19 protein-coding genes and 1 pseudogene are annotated in these 18011 nt (G+C 69.2%); 14 read left to right on the top strand and 6 right to left on the bottom strand.

Features of this window, described 5'->3' with window-relative positions:
- The first annotated feature begins 31 nt into the window (after window positions 1–31).
- The 7 genes from HWX22_RS18480 to HWX22_RS18450 are packed head-to-tail and all read left to right on the top strand — an operon-like array spanning window position 32 to window position 6841.
- Window positions 32–1114 carry an ABC transporter ATP-binding protein gene (locus HWX22_RS18480; RefSeq protein WP_059532006.1) on the top strand — a complete coding sequence of 361 codons (1083 nt, stop codon included), beginning with the start codon at window positions 32–34 and terminating at the stop codon, window positions 1112–1114.
- On the top strand, window positions 1115–2080 hold the full coding sequence (locus HWX22_RS18475) for an ABC transporter permease (protein WP_175906720.1): 966 nt from the start codon (window positions 1115–1117) through the stop codon (window positions 2078–2080).
- A complete protein-coding gene (locus HWX22_RS18470) occupies window positions 2077–2871 on the top strand; it encodes an ABC transporter permease (protein WP_059818636.1) in 795 nt (264 codons plus the stop codon). The genes HWX22_RS18475 and HWX22_RS18470 overlap by 4 nt, the downstream gene beginning before the upstream one ends.
- The gene (locus tag HWX22_RS18465) at window positions 2871–3218 is read left to right on the top strand and encodes a (2Fe-2S)-binding protein (RefSeq protein WP_175916184.1); all 348 of its coding nucleotides are present in this window, start codon (window positions 2871–2873) and stop codon (window positions 3216–3218) included. The genes HWX22_RS18470 and HWX22_RS18465 overlap by 1 nt, the downstream gene beginning before the upstream one ends.
- The gene (locus HWX22_RS18460) at window positions 3215–4654 is read left to right on the top strand and encodes an NAD(P)/FAD-dependent oxidoreductase (RefSeq protein ID WP_175916183.1); all 1440 of its coding nucleotides are present in this window, start codon (window positions 3215–3217) and stop codon (window positions 4652–4654) included. Before HWX22_RS18465 ends, HWX22_RS18460 begins: the two co-directional genes overlap by 4 nt.
- Window positions 4647–5798 (top strand): FAD-binding oxidoreductase, encoded by a 1152-nt coding sequence (locus tag HWX22_RS18455; RefSeq protein WP_175916182.1) that lies wholly within the window; start codon window positions 4647–4649, stop codon window positions 5796–5798. The genes HWX22_RS18460 and HWX22_RS18455 overlap by 8 nt, the downstream gene beginning before the upstream one ends.
- Window positions 5795–6841, top strand: a complete 1047-nt coding sequence (locus HWX22_RS18450; protein WP_175916181.1) for an ABC transporter substrate-binding protein — start codon at window positions 5795–5797, stop codon at window positions 6839–6841. The genes HWX22_RS18455 and HWX22_RS18450 overlap by 4 nt, the downstream gene beginning before the upstream one ends.
- 103 nt (window positions 6842–6944) lie before the next feature.
- Here the strand turns inward: HWX22_RS18450 and HWX22_RS18445 are convergent, their stop codons facing one another.
- Both HWX22_RS18445 and HWX22_RS18440 read right to left on the bottom strand, forming a co-directional pair.
- Window positions 6945–8195, bottom strand: a complete 1251-nt coding sequence (locus HWX22_RS18445; RefSeq protein ID WP_175916180.1) for a YbfB/YjiJ family MFS transporter — start codon at window positions 8193–8195, stop codon at window positions 6945–6947.
- Window positions 8196–8383: 188 nt separating this feature from the next.
- Window positions 8384–8929 carry an alpha/beta hydrolase gene (locus HWX22_RS18440; RefSeq protein WP_175906888.1) on the bottom strand — a complete coding sequence of 182 codons (546 nt, stop codon included), beginning with the start codon at window positions 8927–8929 and terminating at the stop codon, window positions 8384–8386.
- A gap of 117 nt (window positions 8930–9046) precedes the next feature.
- Here HWX22_RS18440 and HWX22_RS18435 point away from each other — a divergent pair, with 117 nt between their 5' ends.
- The 3 genes from HWX22_RS18435 (at window position 9047) to HWX22_RS18430 (ending at window position 10996) form a co-directional block, all read left to right on the top strand.
- Window positions 9047–9502, top strand: a complete 456-nt coding sequence (locus HWX22_RS18435) for an Lrp/AsnC family transcriptional regulator (RefSeq protein ID WP_175906727.1) — start codon at window positions 9047–9049, stop codon at window positions 9500–9502.
- A gap of 359 nt (window positions 9503–9861) precedes the next feature.
- On the top strand, window positions 9862–9984 hold the full coding sequence (locus HWX22_RS32270; protein WP_006752127.1) for a hypothetical protein: 123 nt from the start codon (window positions 9862–9864) through the stop codon (window positions 9982–9984).
- Between the two features lie 58 nt (window positions 9985–10042).
- Entirely contained in the window at window positions 10043–10996 is a 954-nt protein-coding gene (locus HWX22_RS18430; protein ID WP_175906728.1) for a leucyl aminopeptidase, read from the top strand.
- Between the two features lie 8 nt (window positions 10997–11004).
- Here HWX22_RS18430 and HWX22_RS18425 read toward each other — a convergent pair whose 3' ends face one another.
- Together HWX22_RS18425 and HWX22_RS18420 are read right to left on the bottom strand one after the other, a co-directional pair.
- The gene (locus HWX22_RS18425) at window positions 11005–11514 is read right to left on the bottom strand and encodes an N-acetyltransferase (RefSeq protein ID WP_175906729.1); all 510 of its coding nucleotides are present in this window, start codon (window positions 11512–11514) and stop codon (window positions 11005–11007) included.
- Window positions 11515–11582: 68 nt separating this feature from the next.
- A pseudogene (locus HWX22_RS18420) lies at window positions 11583–11699 on the bottom strand (AraC family transcriptional regulator); the annotation flags it as partial.
- Window positions 11700–11984: 285 nt separating this feature from the next.
- Here HWX22_RS18420 and HWX22_RS18415 point away from each other — a divergent pair.
- Window positions 11985–12317 carry a type II toxin-antitoxin system RelE/ParE family toxin gene (locus tag HWX22_RS18415; RefSeq protein ID WP_175906730.1) on the top strand — a complete coding sequence of 111 codons (333 nt, stop codon included), beginning with the start codon at window positions 11985–11987 and terminating at the stop codon, window positions 12315–12317.
- Window positions 12314–12643, top strand: coding sequence for an addiction module antidote protein (locus HWX22_RS18410; RefSeq protein ID WP_059532042.1), 330 nt, complete (start codon window positions 12314–12316; stop codon window positions 12641–12643). The genes HWX22_RS18415 and HWX22_RS18410 overlap by 4 nt, the downstream gene beginning before the upstream one ends.
- Before the next feature lie 15 nt (window positions 12644–12658).
- Here HWX22_RS18410 and HWX22_RS18405 read toward each other — a convergent pair whose 3' ends face one another.
- Window positions 12659–14677, bottom strand: coding sequence for an LssY C-terminal domain-containing protein (locus tag HWX22_RS18405; RefSeq protein WP_175906732.1), 2019 nt, complete (start codon window positions 14675–14677; stop codon window positions 12659–12661).
- A 102-nt stretch (window positions 14678–14779) separates the two neighbouring features.
- Complete coding sequence (locus HWX22_RS18400) at window positions 14780–15232, bottom strand: hypothetical protein (protein WP_059532049.1); 453 nt, start codon at window positions 15230–15232, stop codon at window positions 14780–14782.
- 307 nt (window positions 15233–15539) lie between these two features.
- On the opposite strand from HWX22_RS18400, the gene HWX22_RS18395 reads away from it, so the two are divergent.
- Together HWX22_RS18395 and HWX22_RS18390 are read left to right on the top strand one after the other, a co-directional pair.
- Complete coding sequence (locus HWX22_RS18395) at window positions 15540–16187, top strand: response regulator transcription factor (RefSeq protein WP_059532052.1); 648 nt, start codon at window positions 15540–15542, stop codon at window positions 16185–16187.
- The gene (locus HWX22_RS18390) at window positions 16184–17983 is read left to right on the top strand and encodes a sensor histidine kinase (protein ID WP_175906733.1); all 1800 of its coding nucleotides are present in this window, start codon (window positions 16184–16186) and stop codon (window positions 17981–17983) included. Before HWX22_RS18395 ends, HWX22_RS18390 begins: the two co-directional genes overlap by 4 nt.
- Window positions 17984–18011 lie beyond the last annotated feature (28 nt).

Below are 18011 nucleotides of genomic sequence, written 5' to 3'. Positions count from 1 at the left end.
GGCCATCCGGTGTGCGAACCCGGAGTTCCCCATGTCGTTTCTCACGCTTACGGATCTGACGAAATCGTTCGGCGAGCTCACGGCCGTCGCCGACGTCAACCTGTCGGTCGAACAAGGCGAATTCGTGTCGCTGCTCGGGCCGTCGGGCTGCGGCAAGACCACGACGCTGCAGATGATCGCCGGCTTCGTCGACGTCACGCGCGGCCGCATCGCGCTCGACGGCCAGGACATCACGCACATGAAGCCGAACCGCCGCGGGCTCGGCATCGTGTTCCAGAGCTATGCGCTGTTTCCGCACATGAGCGTCGCGGAGAACGTTGGCTTCGGCCTCGACATGCGCGGCGTCGACAAGGCGGAGCGCGCCGAGCGCATCCGTGCGGCGCTCGCGCTCGTGCGTCTCGATGCGCTCGCGCACCGCTTTCCGCGCGAGCTGTCCGGCGGCCAGCGTCAGCGTGTCGCGATCGCACGTGCGGTCGTGATCGAACCGCCGGTGCTGCTGCTCGACGAGCCGATGTCGAACCTCGACGCGAAGCTGCGTGAGGAGATGCAGTTCGAACTGCGCGCGATCCAGCGCAAGATCGGCACGACGACGATCATGGTCACGCACGATCAATCGGAAGCGCTGTCGATCAGCGATCGCGTGGTCGTGATGGAAGCCGGCCGCATCACGCAGACCGACACGCCATACCGCGCGTACGAACGCCCGGAGAACCACTTCGTGTCGCAGTTCATCGGCAAGGCGAACCTGCTGCCCGGCACCATCGTCGCGCACGACGGCGACGCGATCCGCATCGACCTCGGCCACGATCTCGCGGAGACGGGCCGCACCGCGCACCTGCCGGCGCGCGAGCGCGACGTGCGCATCGGCGACGCCGTATCGGTGTGCATCCGTCCTGAAAAACTGCGCCTGTGCGCGCCGGGCGCGGGCCGCTTCGCCGCGACCGTCACGAGCCGCTTCTTCCTCGGCAGCCAGTGGCTGTACCGCGTCGACAGCGCGCTCGGCGAAGTGCTCGTCTGCTGTCAGAACGAAGGCGCGGAGCCGCTCGCGGAAGGTGCGCCGGTCGGCGTCGACTGGCACAGCGACGCGGTGCGCGTGATGCGGCGGGAGGCCTGAATGGGACAGCCTGCCCGACCGCTCCCGACCGACGGCGCGCCGGCCGCGCGCGCGCAATCGGCCGTGCCGCCACGCGCCGCCGACGGCCGCACGTTGCGCGCGTCGTGGCGCGCCCATGCGCCGCTGTGGCTGATGTGCACGCCCGCGTTCCTGCTCTTCGCCGCGCTCGTGCTCGTGCCGCTCGCGATGACCTTCGCGCTCACGTTCTACCGCTACGACCCGGCCACGGGCCCGATCGCCGCGTTCCAGTTCGGCAACTACGCGGAAGTGCTCGGCTCGTCGTACTTCCACACGATCTTCGCGCGCACGTTCGGCATCGCCGCGCTGACCACCGCGATCTGCGTCGCGATCGGCACGCCGGAAGCGTACGTGCTGTCGAAAATGCGCGACCCGTGGCGCTCGCTGTTCCTGCTCGTCATCCTTGCGCCGCTGCTCGTGTCGGTCGTCGTGCGCGCGTTCGGCTGGAGCATGCTGCTCAACACGAGCGGGCTCGTGAACCAGGCGCTCGGGCTCGTCGGTCTCGGGCCGTACAAGCTCGAATACACGACGTTCGCGATCGTGATCGCGCTGGTGCACGTGATGCTGCCGTTCATGGTGATCCCCGTGTGGACCGCGCTGCAGCGGCTCGATCCGCAGACCGAGCACGCGGCGCTGTCGCTCGGCGCGTCGCCGTTCACGACGCTGCGCCGCATCGTGGTGCCGCAACTGATGCCGGGCGTGCTGTCCGGCAGCCTGATGGTGTTCGGGCTGTCGGCGAGCGCGTTCGCGATTCCGGGCCTGCTCGGCGGACGCCGGTTGAAGGTCGCGGCGACCGCCGTCTACGACGAATTCCTCGGCTCGCTGAACTGGCCGCTCGGCGCGACGATCGCGGTGCTGCTGCTGGTCGCGAACCTCGTCGTGATGCTCACCTACTACCGCGTGCTCGAACGCCGCTATGCGCGCAGCCTCGGAGGCGCTTCCCGATGAGAAAGAACGGCCCCTTCGCCCTGGCGTTCCACACGCTCGTGATCCTGTTCGTGCTCGCACCGCTCGTGATCGTCGTGCTCGTCGCGTTCACGCCCGACGAAACGCTGACGCTGCCGACGCATGGCCTGTCGCTGCGCTGGTTCCGCGCGATCCTCGACTATCCGGACTTCGTCAGCGCATTCGCCAACAGCGTGAAGCTCGCGTTCGCGTCGGCGACGCTTTCGCTCGCGATCGCGTTGCCCGCCGGGCTCGCGATCGGCCGCGCGACGTTTCCCGGCCGCGCGTTCCTGAACGGCCTGCTGCTGTCGCCGCTCGTGATCCCCGGCCTCGTGCTCGGCATCGCGCTGCTGCGGTTTTTCGCGCTGATCGGCGCGACCGGCTCGTTCGCGTGGCTGGTGCTCGCGCACATGATCGTCATCACGCCGTTCGTGATGCGGCTCGTGCTCGCGTCCGTCGCCGGCCTCGACCGCAGCATCGAACAGGCCGCATGCTCGCTCGGCGCCGATCCGTGGACGACGTTCCGCCGCATCACGCTGCCGATGATCGTGCCCGGCATCACCGGCGGCTGGCTGCTCGCGTTCATCAACAGCTTCGACGAACTGACGATGTCGATCTTCGTCACGTCGCCGCAGACGGTCACGCTGCCGGTGCGCATGTACATGTACGCGACCGAATCGATCGATCCGATGATGGCGTCGGTATCGGCGCTCGTCATCTTCATCACCGCCGGCGCGATGCTGCTGCTCGATCGCGTGTACGGCCTGAACCGCATCCTGATCGGCCAACACTGATGACGACTTCCGTTTCCCGTTCCACCGGCATCGCGGACGACGGCGCGCAGTTCGTGCGCGTCGCCGAACGCGAGCGCGCCGCCGTCGCGTTCACGCTCGACGGTCGCCCCGCGCACGCGCTCGCCGGCGACACCGTGCTCACCGCGATCCTCGTCGCGCAGCGCCGCGTGCGCGTGAGCGAATTCAGCGGCACGCCGCGCGCGGGCTTCTGCCTGATCGGCGCGTGCCAGGACTGCTGGGTGCGCACCGAGGCCGGCGCACGCGTGCGCGCATGCTCGACGCCGATCGTCGACGGCATGCGGATTCTCACCGGCGCGCAGCCCGCCGCAGCCGGAGAGGCATCATGAACGACGCATTGCGACCGGTGATCGTCGGCGCGGGGCCGGCCGGCGTACGCGCGGCCGAGGCGCTGGTCGACGCGGGGCTGCGCCCCGTCGTGATTGACGAGAACGCGCGCTGGGGCGGGCAGATCTATCGTCAGCCGCCGGCCGACGGCGCGTTCGCGCGCGGCAAGCGCGTGCTGTACGCCTTCGAGGCCGCGAAGGCCGATGCCGTGCACCGGACCATGGCCGCGCTGCTGCCGCACGTCGATTACCGGCCGAACACGCTCGCGTGGGCGTGCGGCGCGGGCCGCGTCGACACGCTGCAGGACGGCCGCGAGACGACCGTGCCGTTCTCGCACCTGATCGTCGCGAGCGGCGCGACCGATCGCATGCTGCCGGTGCCGGGGTGGACGCTCGCCGGCGTCTACACGCTCGGCGGCGCGCAGGTCGCGCTGAAGGCGCAGGGCTGCGCGATCGGCAGCCGCATCGTGTTCGCGGGCACGGGACCCTTGCTGTATCTCGTCGCCTATCAATACGCGAAGGCCGGCGCGCAGGTCGCGGCGGTGCTCGACACGAGCCCGCTGCGCCAGCAAGCAGCCGCGACACCGGCCCTGCTGCGCATGCCGTCCACCTTCGCGAAGGGGCTGTACTACATCGGCTGGCTGCGCGCGCACGGCATCGCGATCGAAACGGGCGTCACGCTCGAGCGCGTGCTCGGCGAGCAGTACGTGACGGGAATCGCATGGCGCGCGGCCGGCGGCGATGCGCCGCCGCGGATGCTCGACTGCGACGCGCTCGGCCTCGGCTTCGGGCTGCGTTCGGAGACGCAGCTTGCGGATCTCGCCGGCTGCCGGTTCGGTTTCGACCCGCTCAACCGCGCATGGCTGCCCGAACGCGACGCGGCCGGCCGCACATCGGTGCGCGGCATCTACGTCGCGGGCGACGGTGCCGGCATCGCAGGCGCCGACGCGGCCGAGGCGTCCGGGCGACGTGCCGCGCTGGCGCTACTCGACGATGCGGGCATCGAAACGCCGTCGCCCGCGCGTTCCGGCAAACCCGATGCGGCGATGCTGGAACGCAGGCTCGCCCGGCTCGGCGCGTTCCGCGCGGGCCTAGAAGCCGCATTCGCGCCGCCCGCCGCACTCGCCGCGCGGTGCCCGGACGACACGATCGTGTGCCGCTGCGAGGAAATCGACGCGGGTACGCTGCGACGCTGCATTCGCGGCGGCGAAGCGACCGAGCTGAACCGGCTGAAAGCGCTGACACGCGCCGGGATGGGCCGCTGCCAGGGCCGCATGTGCGGCGATGCGACCGCGCTCGTGCTCGCAGCCGAAACCGGCCGCTCGCTCGCGGACGTCGGCCGGTTGCGCGCGCAACCACCCGTGAAGCCGTTTCCGATCTCCGCCGCGCTCGCGGGCGACGAAGTCGCGGCGATTCCCGACGAGGCGCGCGATGAGTGAACTTCGCCACTACGACGTCGCGATCGTCGGCGGCGGGCTCGTCGGTGCATCGGCCGCGCTGGCGCTGACGCGGCGCGGCTTGCGCGTTGCCCTGTTCGAACGCCGCGACTGCGGCGCGCAGGCGAGCGGCGTGAACTACGGCGGCGTGCGCTGCCAGGGCCGCCCGGCCGAACAGCTGCCGCTCGCGCTGCGTGCGCGGCGCATCTGGGATCGCCTGCCCGAGCTGATCGGCATCGACGGCGAATTCGTCGTGTCGGGCCACTTACGGCTCGCGCGCAGCGACGCCGATCTCGATGCACTCGATGCCTACGCGGCGCTCGCCGGCGAGCACGGCCTGCCGCTGCAGGTGATGCGCGGCGACGCGTTCCGTCGCCGCTATCCGTGGCTCGGCCGCGCGGCGGTCGGCGGCTCGCTGTGCGCGACCGACGGACATGCGAACCCGCGCGTCGTGTCGCCCGCGTTCGCGCGCGCAGCCCGCGCGGCAGGCGCCGACGTATTCGAGCACACGCCGGTCGACGAGGTCCGGCACGACGGCACGCGCTTTCACGTTCATGCCGGCGACCGCGCATGCGCCGCGACGTGGCTGATCAACTCGGCCGGCGCATGGGCGAACACGATCGCCGAACGCTTCGGCGAAGCCGTGCCGATGGAGCCGATCTACCCGAACATGTGGGTGACCGAACCGCTGCCGCCGTTCATCACGCACAACCTCGGCGTGTACGGCGGCGGCGTGTACGCGCGGCAGGTCGCGCGCGGCAACTGCGTGATCGGCGGCGGGCGCGGTCGCGGCGACGGCGAATTCGGCCAGCCGTCGGTCGATACGACACGCGCGGTGATGCGCGATGCGTGCGCGCTGCTGCCCGCGTTGCGCGACGCGCTGCTGATCCGCACGTGGAGCGGCGTCGAAGGCTGCACGCCCGACCACAACCCGATCATCGGCGCGAGCCGCACCACGCCGAACCTGCTGCATGCGTTCGGTTTTTCCGGCGGCGGTTTCCTGCTCGCGCCGGGCGTCGGCGAGGTGCTCGCCGATCTCGTCACGACGGGCGAAACCGCCACGCCACTCGATGCATTCTCGATCGGCCGCTTCTTCCCCCAAGCCGCGCCGACCGCCCCTTTCCGTCAAGAGGAGACCCAACGATGAAACTGCTCGGAACGATCGCGGCGGCTGCCGCCCTCTGCATTGCAGGCGCCAGCGCGCCCGCGTGCGCGCAAACGAAGACGATCTACGTCGGCATGAACGGCGGGCCGATGGAGAAGGCCTATACGAGCCAGGTGCTGCCCGACTTCGAGAAAGCGAACAACGTGAAGGTCGTCGTCGTGCCCGGCACGTCGTCGGACGTGCTCGCGAAGCTGCTCGCGAACCGCAACAAGCCGCAGATCCACGTCGCGTTTCTCGACGACGGCGTGATGGCGCGCGCGGTCAGCCTCGGCGTATGCCAGAAGCTCGACGATTCGCCGGTGCTGAAGGAGCTGTATCCGTTCGCGCGGATGAAGGACGACGTCGGCGCGGGCGTGCAGCTCGGGATGACCGGCATCGCATACAACAAGAAACTGTTCGCCGAAAAAGGCTGGGCGCCGCCGACGTCGTGGATGGATTTCGCCGATCCGAAATACAAGGGCAAGGTCGTGTTCCAGTCCGCGTCGAGCAGCACGTTCGGGCTGCACGGATTTCTCGCGATCAACCGGCTGCTCGGCGGCAGCGAACAGAACGTCGAGCCCGGCTTCAGCAAGTGGGCGAGCACGGTCGGGCCGAACGTCGTCGAGTACATCCCGAACTCGGCGAAGATCTCCGAGATGGTGCAGACCGGCGAAGCCGGCCTGTTCCCGCTGACGCCGACCGGCGTCGGCGACCTGCAGGACAAGGGCATTCCGGTCGCGTATGCGAACCCGAAGGAAGGCCCGGTGCTGCTGCTCGTCGACCTGTGCGTGGTCGCGAACAATCCGGATCCGCAACTGGCCCAGAAGCTCGCGCAGTTCCTGCTGTCCGCGCCCGCGCAGACGAAGGCGGCCGAGGCCGGCAAGCAGATCCCGACCAACCGTCTCGCGAAGATGCCCGCCGCGATGCAACAAAGCCTCGGCAGCGTCGACGACCTGGTGCGCAAGGTGACGGTGGTCGACTGGGCGGCGATCAACGCGCGCCGCGCGCAGTGGGACACGCGCTGGAACCGGCAGATCGAGCGGTAACGGGCGCCGGCGCGCGGGCAAGACGGCGCGCGCCGCGACCATCATTTGCGGGAGTGACGACACTCCCCTTTCTCTGCGGATTCGACCGGGGCGGCGGTGCGCGTTACGTAGCCCCCCGCAACGCGCGCTGTCCGGCCGCGAGCGCCGCGCCCGCGAACAGCGTCAGCGCCGAATACACGAGCCCGCGCGCGAGCCCGGCGCTGTCGGATACCCAGCCGATCGCGACGGGCCCGGCGATCTGCCCGAACGCGAAGATCGTCGTGAACGCGCTGATGCCCTTCGCCCAGCCTTCCGGCGGCAGGTTGTGGCGCACGAACGCGGTCGTCGACGCGACCGCCGACAGGAACGTCGCGCCGAACAGCACGCCCGACGCGAACGCGGCCGCCGGATGCACGAACAGCGCCGGCATCAGCGTCGCGACGCCGAGCAACGCATTGAGCACGGCCAGCGCCTGGCCGCCGCGCATCCGGTCGAGCAGCCCCGACCACAACCGCGCCGACACGACGGTCGCGACGCCGAGCATCACGTAGAACGCGGACACGACCGCGCCGCTCATCCCCGCGCCGCGCAGCAGCGCGACGATGAACGTCATGTAGCCGATGTAGCCGACGCCGAACAGTCCGTAGCCCGCGAGCGCGAGCGCGAAGCGCGCGGGGCTCGCGGTGGCTGCCGGCGCGACTCCGTCGCGTCGCACGGCCGGTGCCGCGTGCACCTGCTCGATGCGACGCGCCGCCGCCACGGCGACAGCCGAGAACAGCACGCACGCGACCGCGAGCGCGAACCACGCCGGTTGCCAGCCGTGCGTGCGATGCACGAGCGTCGCGGGCACGAGCAGCGACGACGCGACGATGCCCCACCCCGTGCCGCCGTAATAGAGCCCGAGTAGCAGCCCCGCATCGCGCGGCGACGCGGACGCAAGCCGCGCGGCCAGCACGCCGCCGCTGATGAAGATCAGCGCACTGCCGACGCCCGTTGCGAGCCGCTCGACGAGCAGCGCGTTCATGCCGGACGTGAACCCGCATTCGGCCATCAGCACCGCGGTCAGCGCGCAGCCGGCCGCCAGCAGCGTGCCGGTGCGCCAGCGCCGCGACAGCAACGGGAAGATGAGCGCGCCGATCAGGTAGCCGGCCGCGTTCGCCGTGTTCAACGCGCCGGCCTGCGCGAAGCTCCAGCCGAGATCAGATTTCATCGGCGGAAGCAGCAATGCATATGAGAAGCGCGCGAGGCCGAGCGCGATCGCACTGCCGAGCGACAGGCAGATCGCGAGCCGCCAGGCGGCCATCCGGTCGGGTTCGGTGGCGCCTGCGTCCGGCCGTGCTCGGCCGGCGTGCTCCGGTTGCGGCGCTGCGCGCATCGCGGTGTCTCCATCGTGGTTCGAGGCCGGTACGGGCCTGAGGCGCCCGACGTCAGTGCGGCGTGGCGTCGTGTTGTCGCTGCGGCATCCGTGTCGTGGCGGGCGCCGATCCCGACTGCCGAGACCGGTGCGACGATCGGCCGATGATACTTGACCCGCCGCGAGCCCGGCATCCGTTACGCGATCCGTTACGCGCCCAGTCCGGCGGCAAAGGCCGTGAAGAGCGCGCGCCCCTCGTCCCACTCCGCCAACCCGGCGGCCGCGTTCAAATGGCCGCGCGCGCCGAGCGTCAACGGCTTCGCGCCGCGCGCCGCCGCCCAGGCAATCGCTCGCCCGGACGGATCGTAGGGATCGTCGGTACTCGCGATCGCCACCACCGGCCGGTCGCCGAAATTTCCGCCGGGCACGCGCGCGAACGCCTGTGCGGCGACCGGAAAACGCGGGCCGTCCGGATCGGGCACCGCGACGAGAAACGCCCCGTGCACCGGGCGCGTCGCGACGGCACGCCAATGCGCGAACAACAGACACCCGAGGGAATGGCAAACCACGACCGGTGGCGTCAGGGCATCGGCGACGGCCGCGTCGAGCGCCGCGATCCAGTCGATCACGTCGGGCGCATCCCACGACGCCGGCGCGATGCGCGTGGCGCGCGGCAGCGCGGTCTCCCAATGGGTCTGCCAGTGATCGGCGCCCGAGTTGCCGATCCCCGGCACGATGACGATGCTTCGATCCATTCCCGCCTCCATGAACATGAGTGCGCCCAGTCTGACCCGCCGGACTTCCACGCGGAATGGCAAGTCATCGGATATTGAGACAGAATCCCGATGAATTAACGGAACAGGAATGCAGAGATGCCCGACGGAGAACTGGATCGCCTGGATATTTCGATCATCGAAGCGCTGCAGGAGAATGCGCGCATGCCGTTGTCCGAAGTCGGCCGGCGCATCGGCCTGTCACAGCCGGCGACGTCCGAGCGCGTCAAGCGCCTGGAGGAACGCGGCATCATTGCCGGTTACACCGCGCGGATCGATCCGGCCGCGCTTGGGTTGGGGATGATGGCCATTATCCGGCTGAGGACGACGCACGAGCAGATCAAACCCGCGTTGAGTGCGTTCGCCGGGATGCCGCATGTGATCGAGGTTCACCGGATGACCGGAGAGGATTGTTTCCTGTTGAAGGTGCTCGTGCCGACGCCCGGCCAGCTCGAAACCATCGTCGACGCGATCGCCCGCTTCGGCGCGGTCACGACGTCGCTGGTGCTCCGCTCGGAGCCGGTCAAACCGCTCGGCAAGGCACTGCTGGGTTGAAGCGGCAACGATCCGGTGGCGCACGCATCGTTAGCGAGTGACGAAAATCGAAACGATCGCCGCAATTGAATTCCTGATTCAAAAAATCAAATTAGCGGATTAGCCGATCACGTCCTCGGTATTGAGAAAAATCCACCGCCTTCACGATCCGATTCATTCGCCTTCATCGCGAGATATCCCGCAAACCCGCTTGTTTAGCACGTCACAGCTAAAAACATCGCAATGCATTGCATTCGCTAAATCGTCAGACTAATATCGACGCCACTCTTCCGGTATTCAAAAAATTCCGGACGAGTGGCGGTAATCCATTTACCGCGCTTTCATGTTGAATCGCTCATGTTCACCACAGGAGAATTGACATGCAGGAAACCCGGCAGATCGAATTGCTTGACTGGATGCAAGAAGACACGCACCCCGAGGCCGTCGACATGATGGTCGAGGATGCCGTGGTGCCGTTCGGCACCGCGCTCTGGCCGGTCTGAGCGGCCAGCCCGTTCCCGCGGAAGGGCCACGGCCCTTCCGCCGCTTCCGGAGACACGCATGCTGAACCTGCACCGCGCGCTCGGCTGTCACCCGGCGCTGCGCGACAAGCTCGCACGCGGCGAAACGGGCAAACTGCTGGTCGGCTACGACACCCGCAATCGCGACATCGCGTTGCGCGCGTTTTCCGCCCTGCCCGACTCGCTCGACGCGACGACCCTCTGCCTCGAAACCACCCCGCCCGCCGACATCGCCGCCGCGCTCGCGCACGCGGATCTGTTCGTGCTGCTGTACGACTCGTCATGCCTGCCGACACCGTCGCCGAGCGGCCCGCCGTTCCTGGCCGCGATCCGTCCCGCGATCGTCGAGCACTGGAGCAAGTCGGTATTGTTCAAGGATTACGGCCCGCATCTCGACGAAGCGTTCGCCGAATCGCTCGACGACATCGCCGCGCGCAACGGCCGGCTGATCGAAGCGGCCGCGCGCGCATCGCGGATCCACTTCATCGACGAAGCCGGAAACACGCTGACCGGCTCGCTTTCACCGGACCAGAAATGGACGAGCGTGGACGGGATGGGCAATCTCGACGTCGTGCCCGGCGAAATCGCGACGCACGTCACCGACCTGCATGGCTCGATCATATTCAGCGGCACGTTCCTCGGCACCGTGCCGTTCGCGATCAAGTACCGCGTGACGGAGCGGCTCGCGACGCTGCACGTCGAAGACAGCCTGATCGTCGATTTCGACAGCGACGACGCGGGCTTCCGGCGCGACTTCGCGTCGTACCTCGACCGGCATGACAATCACCGGCGCATCGAGGAATTCGGCATCGGCACGAACCTGGGCATCCGCACGCTGTACGGCCGCAACGCCGGGTTCGAGGAGCGCCATCCGGGGCTGCATCTCGGCCTCGGCGGCGGCGCGAACGGCAGCCACCACCTCGACCTGATCTTCGCGCGCGGCACGCTCGCGTTCGACGAGCGGATCGTGTTCGACGGCGCGTTCGCCGTCTGACTTCGGAATCAGGCTTCGGCGACCGCCGCGTCGCCGAGCCACTTGAACATCACCAGGCAGTCGACGAAGCCGAGCCGCGCGTGGCGATACGCGCGCGGCAAGCGGCCGACGATCTCAAAGCCGAGCTTCTGCCACAGCGCGACCGCCACCTCGTTCGTCGCGACCACCGAATTGAACTGCATCGCGAGAAAGCCGCGTTCGCGCGCCACGTGCTGCGAGTGCTCGCACATCAGGCGCGCGACGCCCTTGCCGCGCGCGGCCTCGCTGACCATATACCCGCAGTTGCACACGTGATTGCCGGGCCCGGCCGCGTTCGCCTTCAGGTAGTACGAGCCGAGCAGCACGCCATCCTCCTCGGCGACCCACGTGCAGAGCGGTGCGTCGAGCCACAGCGCACGGGCGGCCTCCTGCGTCGCCGCCGGATCGAATGCATAGGTCTCCTGCGCGGCGACGATCGCGTGGTACGTGGGCCAGAAGCGAGGAAAATCGTCTTCGGTCATCGGGCGAAGCGTGATCATGCGGGTTCTCTCGTGAAGGGATTTTGGAGTGCGCGCGTGCGAACTGGCGCGCGTAGCGCGACACGGCGTCAGTGCGGGCCGCCGTCGCGCAGCAGGCCGCTGCGGCAAGTGCCCGGCGGCACACCATACCATCGCTTGAACGCCTGCGAGAAACTCGACAGATCGCTGAAGCCGAGCCGCTCGGCTTCTCCCCACACGGTGCGTTTCCCGTACGCGCCGGTGAAATCGGCCGTTCGGCCGAATCGCCATCGCACGCCCCGAATGAAAGAATGATCCTCGTTCGGGAAACCGGTCTCACCGCCTGAAACGCCGAACACGAAGGCACTGCAGGCAATCCCGCGCGCCGCCTTCGCGTCATGCTTCGTCTCGATTCGGCAATCGACCCGCGCGCGTTTCACTTCATCCGCCTCATCGGACAAACAGCGCAATCACCTCGATATCCATACCCTTCATGTAGCTTATAAGTTACAATGCTCTCCAAGTTCGAACTGCTTCGCTATCAGCGCGACGACGGTCGCGAGCCTTTCACCGAATGGCTGAACGCCGTGCGCGACAAGGTCGCCCAGGCGCGGATTCGCGAGCGCCTGCGCCGCATACAGACCGGAAATTTCGGCGATTGCGAGCCCGTCGGCGAAGGTGTGATCGAACTGCGCATCCACGTCGGTGCCGGCTATCGCGTGTACTTCGGCCGGTACGGCGGCGCGCTGGTGCTGCTGTTGTGCGGCGGCGACAAGCACAGCCAACCCGACGACATCAGACATGCGAAGGAACACTGGTTGAACTGGAAACGGAGGCAAGCATGAACAAGCTTAAAGGCTCGGTATCGCACCACGACGCGGAAGTCGCCGAACTCGGCGCCGATCGCGAGCTCGCGGTGGCCTATCTGCGCGTCGCGATGGAATCGCTCGACGATCCCGACAACCGCGCGGCCGCGCTGCTCGCGCTGCGCACCGTCGCAGAAGCCTACGGCGGGCTCGGCGCGGTCGCGGCCGAAGCCGGCATCAGCCGTGAATCGCTGTATCGCACGCTGTCGCCCAACGGCAACCCGACGCTGAAAACCCTGCTCGCGGTACTCAAGACCGTCGGCCTGCGCCTGTCCGTCGTCCCCGCGCAACCGGCGCACGCCTGACGCGCCGCACGCGCTTCAAGGCTGCACCATCCACACGAGCAGCACCTCGGCCGGCGCCGCGCTCGTCCCCGCCGGCGGCCGCTCGACCGTCGGCTCGACCTGCAGCGCCTGCGCGATCGTCGCCGTATCGTCGACGGTCGTCGTGCGCACGATCGTCATCAGTCGCGCGGGCCGATGCAGCGTCTCGCGATACAGCGCGCCGTACCACAGCGGCCGCGTGCCGAGCGCATCCTGCAGCACGTACGGATAACGCCACATCCGCAATACGAGGCGGCTGTCCGGACGGGCCGGATCGACACGCACGAACACCCGGCGCGTACTTTCGCCATGCGTGTAGCGCGGCAGCACGGGCAGCGCATCGGCCGGCGCCTGCGGCAACAGCCAACGCAGTGCCGTGGCGGGCGACCACGGCGTCGCGCGCTGCCAGCCGGCCAGCGAAAGATGGCGATCGAGCGTGTCCGACGTCGCGCACCATTGCAGCGGCAGATATTCCTCGCGATCGCCGCCGATCTCGGTGCGCCGCGTCGGCACGCGCTGCCACCCGCCGCGCATCCACTGATCGACGGTCATCGCGACGACGTCGCCCACGTGCGGACGCGCCGCGCGATCGAGCTGCCATTGCGCGGGCACGGTCCAGACGCCGGTCGTCGCGAGCACGACGAGCACCGCGACCAGCGCGCCCCGCGGCTGCACATGCTCGCGCACGCGCCAGTACGCATAGGCGCCCGCCAGCATCGCGAACCACGCGAGCCCGAGGCTCCAGCCGCCGAGCAGACCCGACAGCCACGTGTCGCCGACGTACAGCCGCGCGAAGCCACCGAGCACGATCCACAGCACGACCGCCGTCACGACCGGGATGCGCCACAGCGCGGGCCGGTCGCGCGTCAGCACCCAGCCAATGCCGCTGCTCGCGAGCATCGCGAACGCCGCATCCGCGTCGGGCAGCGGCACGTGCAGCGCGCCGGGCGGCAGGCTCGCGGGCATCGTGCCGGGCGAGCCGGCGCCGAACGCCGGCACGAGCACGACCGCGATGCCGACCGTCGCGAGCCACCATGCGGACGTCACCCAGCAGCGATGGATCATCAGCCAGACGAGAAACGCGGCCGCGACGATCAGCCCGGTATCGTGTCCGTGCAGCACCGCGAGCGCGCGCATCGCGGCGTCCACGGGCGGCGTGCGCAGGTTCTGCAGGAACGCATACAGCGCGATGTCGGCGTGCATCAGCGGATCGTTCGCGACGACGTCCTGCACGATGCCGGCAAACAGCCACACGCAGCCGACGAACAACAGCGCGAACATGGGCACCGCGCCCGGCAGGCGGCGCACGCGCACGAACGTGTCGTGCACCCGCGCGCCGAACCGCGGCCAGCGGCGGATGCACGCGTACATGACCGCGACGAGCGCGCGGTGCAGCAGCGGCCAGCCGCGCCGCAGCGCGACGCGCACGCCGATCCACACGAGCGCGACCAGCGCGGCGATCACCAGCAGAATCGCGGCGACCCGCACGCTGATCGCGGCGGCCAGCACCGCCGACGCGCCGAACAAAATGCCCGGCGCGACGTGCACCGGCGCCCAGATCAGCGCCGACACGACGTTGACCGGATAGAACGACCGGCGCGGCAGCGTCGCGCACCCCACCACCACCGGCACGACCGCGCGCACCGGCGCGAGGAAGCGCGCGAGCACGATGCTCTTCATGCCGTGGCGCAGCACGAACTGCTCGCCGCGCGCATAGGCATCCGCGTAGCCCAACCGGACCCAGCCATTTCGGATCGCGCCGCGGTAGTGGCGCCCGAGCTCGTAGCTGATTCCGTCGCCGACGATCGCGCCGGCGGCTGCGACGCCGATGGCTGTCCAGCCGTCGAGCGCGCCCGCGCCGATCAGCGTGCCGGCCGCGAACATCACGGCGCCGGCCGGCACGACCGTGCCGATCAACGCGATCGCCTCGGCACAGGCGGTGGCGAACACGATCGCCAGCACCAGCGCCGGGTGTGCGCCGATCGCACTGAGCCACGTGTGGATCGTGCCGCTCATCGCGGGCCGCGCGGCGTGGCGGCGCGACGGGTCCGCACCGGGCCGGCGATGGCGTGAGGAAGGTTCATCGGAATGTGTGCGCGTTCGCGCCGGCCGGCGGCGTCAGTCGAATTCGTGCTGCCGCGCGTCGGCCTCGAGCGGCGCGTCGTGATAGCCGACCGTCGCGATCTCGTGCAGATAGCGCGCGAGAAACGCGCCGATCGACCCGGCTTCCTCGTACTGATGCACATGGCGGAATTCGTGCGTGAGCAGGCGTCGCGTGTCGTGGCCGCGCAGCACGAACACCGCATGGCCGAGCGTGAGGCCGATCGTCCCCGGCGCCAGCAGGCCGGTGTCGCGCGCGATGGCGCCCAGCGCCGGGGTGTCGGGGAACGGCAGCCGGTCGGCGACCACGACGCGGATCCGCTCCGGTTGCGCGACGCCCACGACACGCGCGTCGTCGGCCTGCGCGGGCGTCAGCGGCACGCCCCGCGCGAGCCCGTGGGCCGCCTGCGCGTCGGCCCACGCGACGGCGTCGGGCAACGCGGACGGCAGGATGTCGGCAAGATCGATCATCGTGGCGGCTCCTCGGGTCTGGACGGTGCAATCAGGCACCAGTTTATCTCCGAATCAGGGTGGTCCGCGAGGCACGCCGTCCGTCGGACCGCGACGATTCCTCGGGAATACCCTCCCCGCCTGCCCCTACCGCCCGTCCCATTTCACGACGATTATTTCGCTTCAAGACACATTCGATACCCAGATGTCTCAAAAATGTTCCGGAGGTGCACCATTTCCCGTTTCGGCGGCATATATTGGTCAGAAGAACCGCCGCGGCGACAACCGACAGAGCAGCCCGCGGCGTCATCCCGAAGAGGACCGCTAGATGATCAGGGTAATTCTGGCTGACGATCACGCAGTCATGCGAGACGGACTGCGTCACATCCTGGAAACGGCCGGCGGTTTCGAGATCGTCGGCGAGGCGAGCGACGGCGCGGCCACGCTCGCGCTGGCCGAGCGTCGCGCCGCCGACGTGCTGCTGCTCGACCTGTCGATGCCCGCGCCGACCGGTATCGAGTTGATCCGGCTGGTCAAGACACAGGCGCCATCGCTGCGCATGCTGGTGCTGACGATGCACGCGGAAACGCAGTACGCGGCGCGCACGTTCAAGGCCGGCGCGACCGGCTACCTGACGAAGGACAGCGCGACCGCCGAACTCGTCCAGGCCGTCACCAAGGTCGCGGCCGGCGGCGTGTACGTGAGCGCGTCGGCGGCCGAAAGCCTCGCGCGCACGATGCGCGCGCCGTCCGAAATGCTGCCGCACGAGCGGTTGTCCGAGCGCGAACTCGACGTGATGCGCCGTATCGTGGCGGGCCAGACGGTCACGCGGATCGCGGCGGACCTCACGCTGAGCGCGAAAACGGTCAGCACCTACAAGACGCGCATCCTCGAGAAGATGGAGCTGCCGCACGAAGCCGCGCTGGTGCGCTACGCGATGCGCCACGATCTCGACCTCGGCGTCGACGACGCATGATGCCCGCATTCCGCTTCCGCCCGGCCGAGGCCGATGACGACGACGACACGTCGGAGCCGTCGCGCCTGTTCATGTCGTCGCTGCCGCCCGAGCGGCGCGAGCGGCGGCTCGCGATTGCGACGGTCGTCGTGTCGGCCATGATCTTCGTCGCCCTCGCGCCGTTCGCGGGCATGCCGCTTGCCCGCGTGTGGGGCTTCATCCCCGTGTACCAGTCGGCGATCGTCGTCAACGACATGGTGACGGCCGGCCTGCTGCTCGGCCAGTACGCGATCCTGCGCGAGAAATCGCTCCTCGCGCTCGCCGTCGGCTACCTGTTCACGGGCTTCATGGCCGGCACGCACATGCTGACCTTTCCGGGGCTGTTCACGCCGACGGGCCTGCTCGGCGCGGGCGAACAGACCACCGCATGGCTTTATCTGTTCTGGCACGGCGGCTTTCCGCTGGCGGTCGTCGCGTACGCGCTGCTGCGCGCGGCGCCGCGCGCGCATCCGCCGTCGCTCGAGCAGCGTCGCGCCACGATTCCGCTCCTGCTCTGCATCGTCCTGACGGCCGCCGCGACCGCCGCGCTCGCGCTGCTCGCGACCGCGGGCCACGACCTGCTGCCGCGCATCATGCAGGGCAACCGGATGGCCTCGGCGATGACGAACGCGATCGCGGTCGTCTGGGCGCTGAACCTTGCCGCGCTCGTGCTGATGTGGCGGCAGCGGCGCCGTCATTCCGTGCTGGACCTATGGGTGATGATCGTGCTCGTCGCCTGGCTGTTCGACATCGCGCTGTCGTCGATGCTGAATCACGGACGCTTCGACCTGGGCTTCTACGCGGGGCGGACCTACGGCCTCGTCGCGTCGGGCGTCGTGCTGTTCGCGCTGCTGTTCGAGAACGGCCGGCTGCATGCTCAGACGGTGCGCGCGCTGGCCGGCGCGCGCTATCAGCACCTGCTCGTCGTGCAGAAGAGCGCGCAGCTCAACGAGGCGAACGAACGGCTCGAGCAGCGCGTCGCGGCGCGCACCGCGCAGTTGAGCGCGTCGAACCGCGACCTGCGGCGCGAAGTCGAGGAGCGCGTGCGTGCGGAGCGCGCGCTGCAGGCATCGCGCGAGGAGCTGCGCGAGATCGCGGCGATCAGCGCGAGCGCACGCGAGGCCGAACAGCGCCGCATCGCGCGCGAACTGCACGACGAACTCGCGCAGACGCTCGCGACGCTGAAGAACGATCTCGAATGGCTGCTCGATCACGTGCCGCAAGACGATGCGCCGCTGGCGCGCAAGATCGCGGCAATGCATGCGCTCGCGCGCGGCGCGGTGACGGCCACGCGGCGCATCGCGTCGGACCTGCGCCCGCTGATGCTCGACGACCTCGGGTTCGCGGCCGCGATGCAATGGCTCGTGGAGGATTTCCGGCACCGTCACGGCATGGCGTGCGCGCTGCACGTCGAGCCGGGCGAATTGCAGCTCGACGAACCGTATGCGACGGCCGTGTTCCGCATCGCGCAGGAAGCGCTCGCGAACGTCGCGCGGCACGCGGCCGCGTCGAGCGCGACGGTGGCGCTCGTTTATCGTGACGAAACGATCGCGCTGACGATTCGCGACGACGGTGCGGGATTCGATCCCGGTGCGCCGCGCAAGTCGGGATCGTTCGGGCTGGTTGGCCTGCGCGAGCGTGCGTATCTCGTCGGCGGCACGCTGCGGATCGATACGACGCTCGGTGAAGGAACGACAGTGGAGGTCGACATTCCGGTCGCGGCTGCGCATGTGGCGATCGCGCATGACGAACGGGGGGCGTCGCGCGCGGAGGGGTAAGGGTGAAGCAGCAACGGCGGAATACCGC

This window comes from Burkholderia sp. BCC1638, from assembly GCF_902833195.1.
In the GTDB taxonomy this organism is placed as follows: Bacteria; Pseudomonadota; Gammaproteobacteria; order Burkholderiales; family Burkholderiaceae; genus Burkholderia; species Burkholderia diffusa.
The sequence above is the reverse complement of the archived record's forward strand: the minus strand, read 5'-3'. Positions and strand labels throughout refer to the sequence as shown.

What these genes read in the sequence shown, in the direction of transcription:
- HWX22_RS18480 (WP_059532006.1), top strand. Translation starts at nt 32, where the DNA reads ATGTCGTTTCTCACGCTTACGGATCTGACGAAATCGTTCGGCGAGCTC.
- HWX22_RS18475 (WP_175906720.1), top strand. Translation starts at nt 1,115, where the DNA reads ATGGGACAGCCTGCCCGACCGCTCCCGACCGACGGCGCGCCGGCCGCG.
- HWX22_RS18470 (WP_059818636.1), top strand. Translation starts at nt 2,077, where the DNA reads ATGAGAAAGAACGGCCCCTTCGCCCTGGCGTTCCACACGCTCGTGATC.
- HWX22_RS18465 (WP_175916184.1), top strand. Translation starts at nt 2,871, where the DNA reads ATGACGACTTCCGTTTCCCGTTCCACCGGCATCGCGGACGACGGCGCG.
- HWX22_RS18460 (WP_175916183.1), top strand. Translation starts at nt 3,215, where the DNA reads ATGAACGACGCATTGCGACCGGTGATCGTCGGCGCGGGGCCGGCCGGC.
- HWX22_RS18455 (WP_175916182.1), top strand. Translation starts at nt 4,647, where the DNA reads ATGAGTGAACTTCGCCACTACGACGTCGCGATCGTCGGCGGCGGGCTC.
- HWX22_RS18450 (WP_175916181.1), top strand. Translation starts at nt 5,795, where the DNA reads ATGAAACTGCTCGGAACGATCGCGGCGGCTGCCGCCCTCTGCATTGCA.
- HWX22_RS18445 (WP_175916180.1), bottom strand. Translation starts at nt 8,195, where the DNA reads ATGCGCGCAGCGCCGCAACCGGAGCACGCCGGCCGAGCACGGCCGGAC.
- HWX22_RS18440 (WP_175906888.1), bottom strand. Translation starts at nt 8,929, where the DNA reads ATGGATCGAAGCATCGTCATCGTGCCGGGGATCGGCAACTCGGGCGCC.
- HWX22_RS18435 (WP_175906727.1), top strand. Translation starts at nt 9,047, where the DNA reads ATGCCCGACGGAGAACTGGATCGCCTGGATATTTCGATCATCGAAGCG.
- HWX22_RS32270 (WP_006752127.1), top strand. Translation starts at nt 9,862, where the DNA reads ATGCAGGAAACCCGGCAGATCGAATTGCTTGACTGGATGCAAGAAGAC.
- HWX22_RS18430 (WP_175906728.1), top strand. Translation starts at nt 10,043, where the DNA reads ATGCTGAACCTGCACCGCGCGCTCGGCTGTCACCCGGCGCTGCGCGAC.
- HWX22_RS18425 (WP_175906729.1), bottom strand. Translation starts at nt 11,514, where the DNA reads ATGATCACGCTTCGCCCGATGACCGAAGACGATTTTCCTCGCTTCTGG.
- HWX22_RS18415 (WP_175906730.1), top strand. Translation starts at nt 11,985, where the DNA reads ATGCTCTCCAAGTTCGAACTGCTTCGCTATCAGCGCGACGACGGTCGC.
- HWX22_RS18410 (WP_059532042.1), top strand. Translation starts at nt 12,314, where the DNA reads ATGAACAAGCTTAAAGGCTCGGTATCGCACCACGACGCGGAAGTCGCC.
- HWX22_RS18405 (WP_175906732.1), bottom strand. Translation starts at nt 14,677, where the DNA reads ATGAGCGGCACGATCCACACGTGGCTCAGTGCGATCGGCGCACACCCG.
- HWX22_RS18400 (WP_059532049.1), bottom strand. Translation starts at nt 15,232, where the DNA reads ATGATCGATCTTGCCGACATCCTGCCGTCCGCGTTGCCCGACGCCGTC.
- HWX22_RS18395 (WP_059532052.1), top strand. Translation starts at nt 15,540, where the DNA reads ATGATCAGGGTAATTCTGGCTGACGATCACGCAGTCATGCGAGACGGA.
- HWX22_RS18390 (WP_175906733.1), top strand. Translation starts at nt 16,184, where the DNA reads ATGATGCCCGCATTCCGCTTCCGCCCGGCCGAGGCCGATGACGACGAC.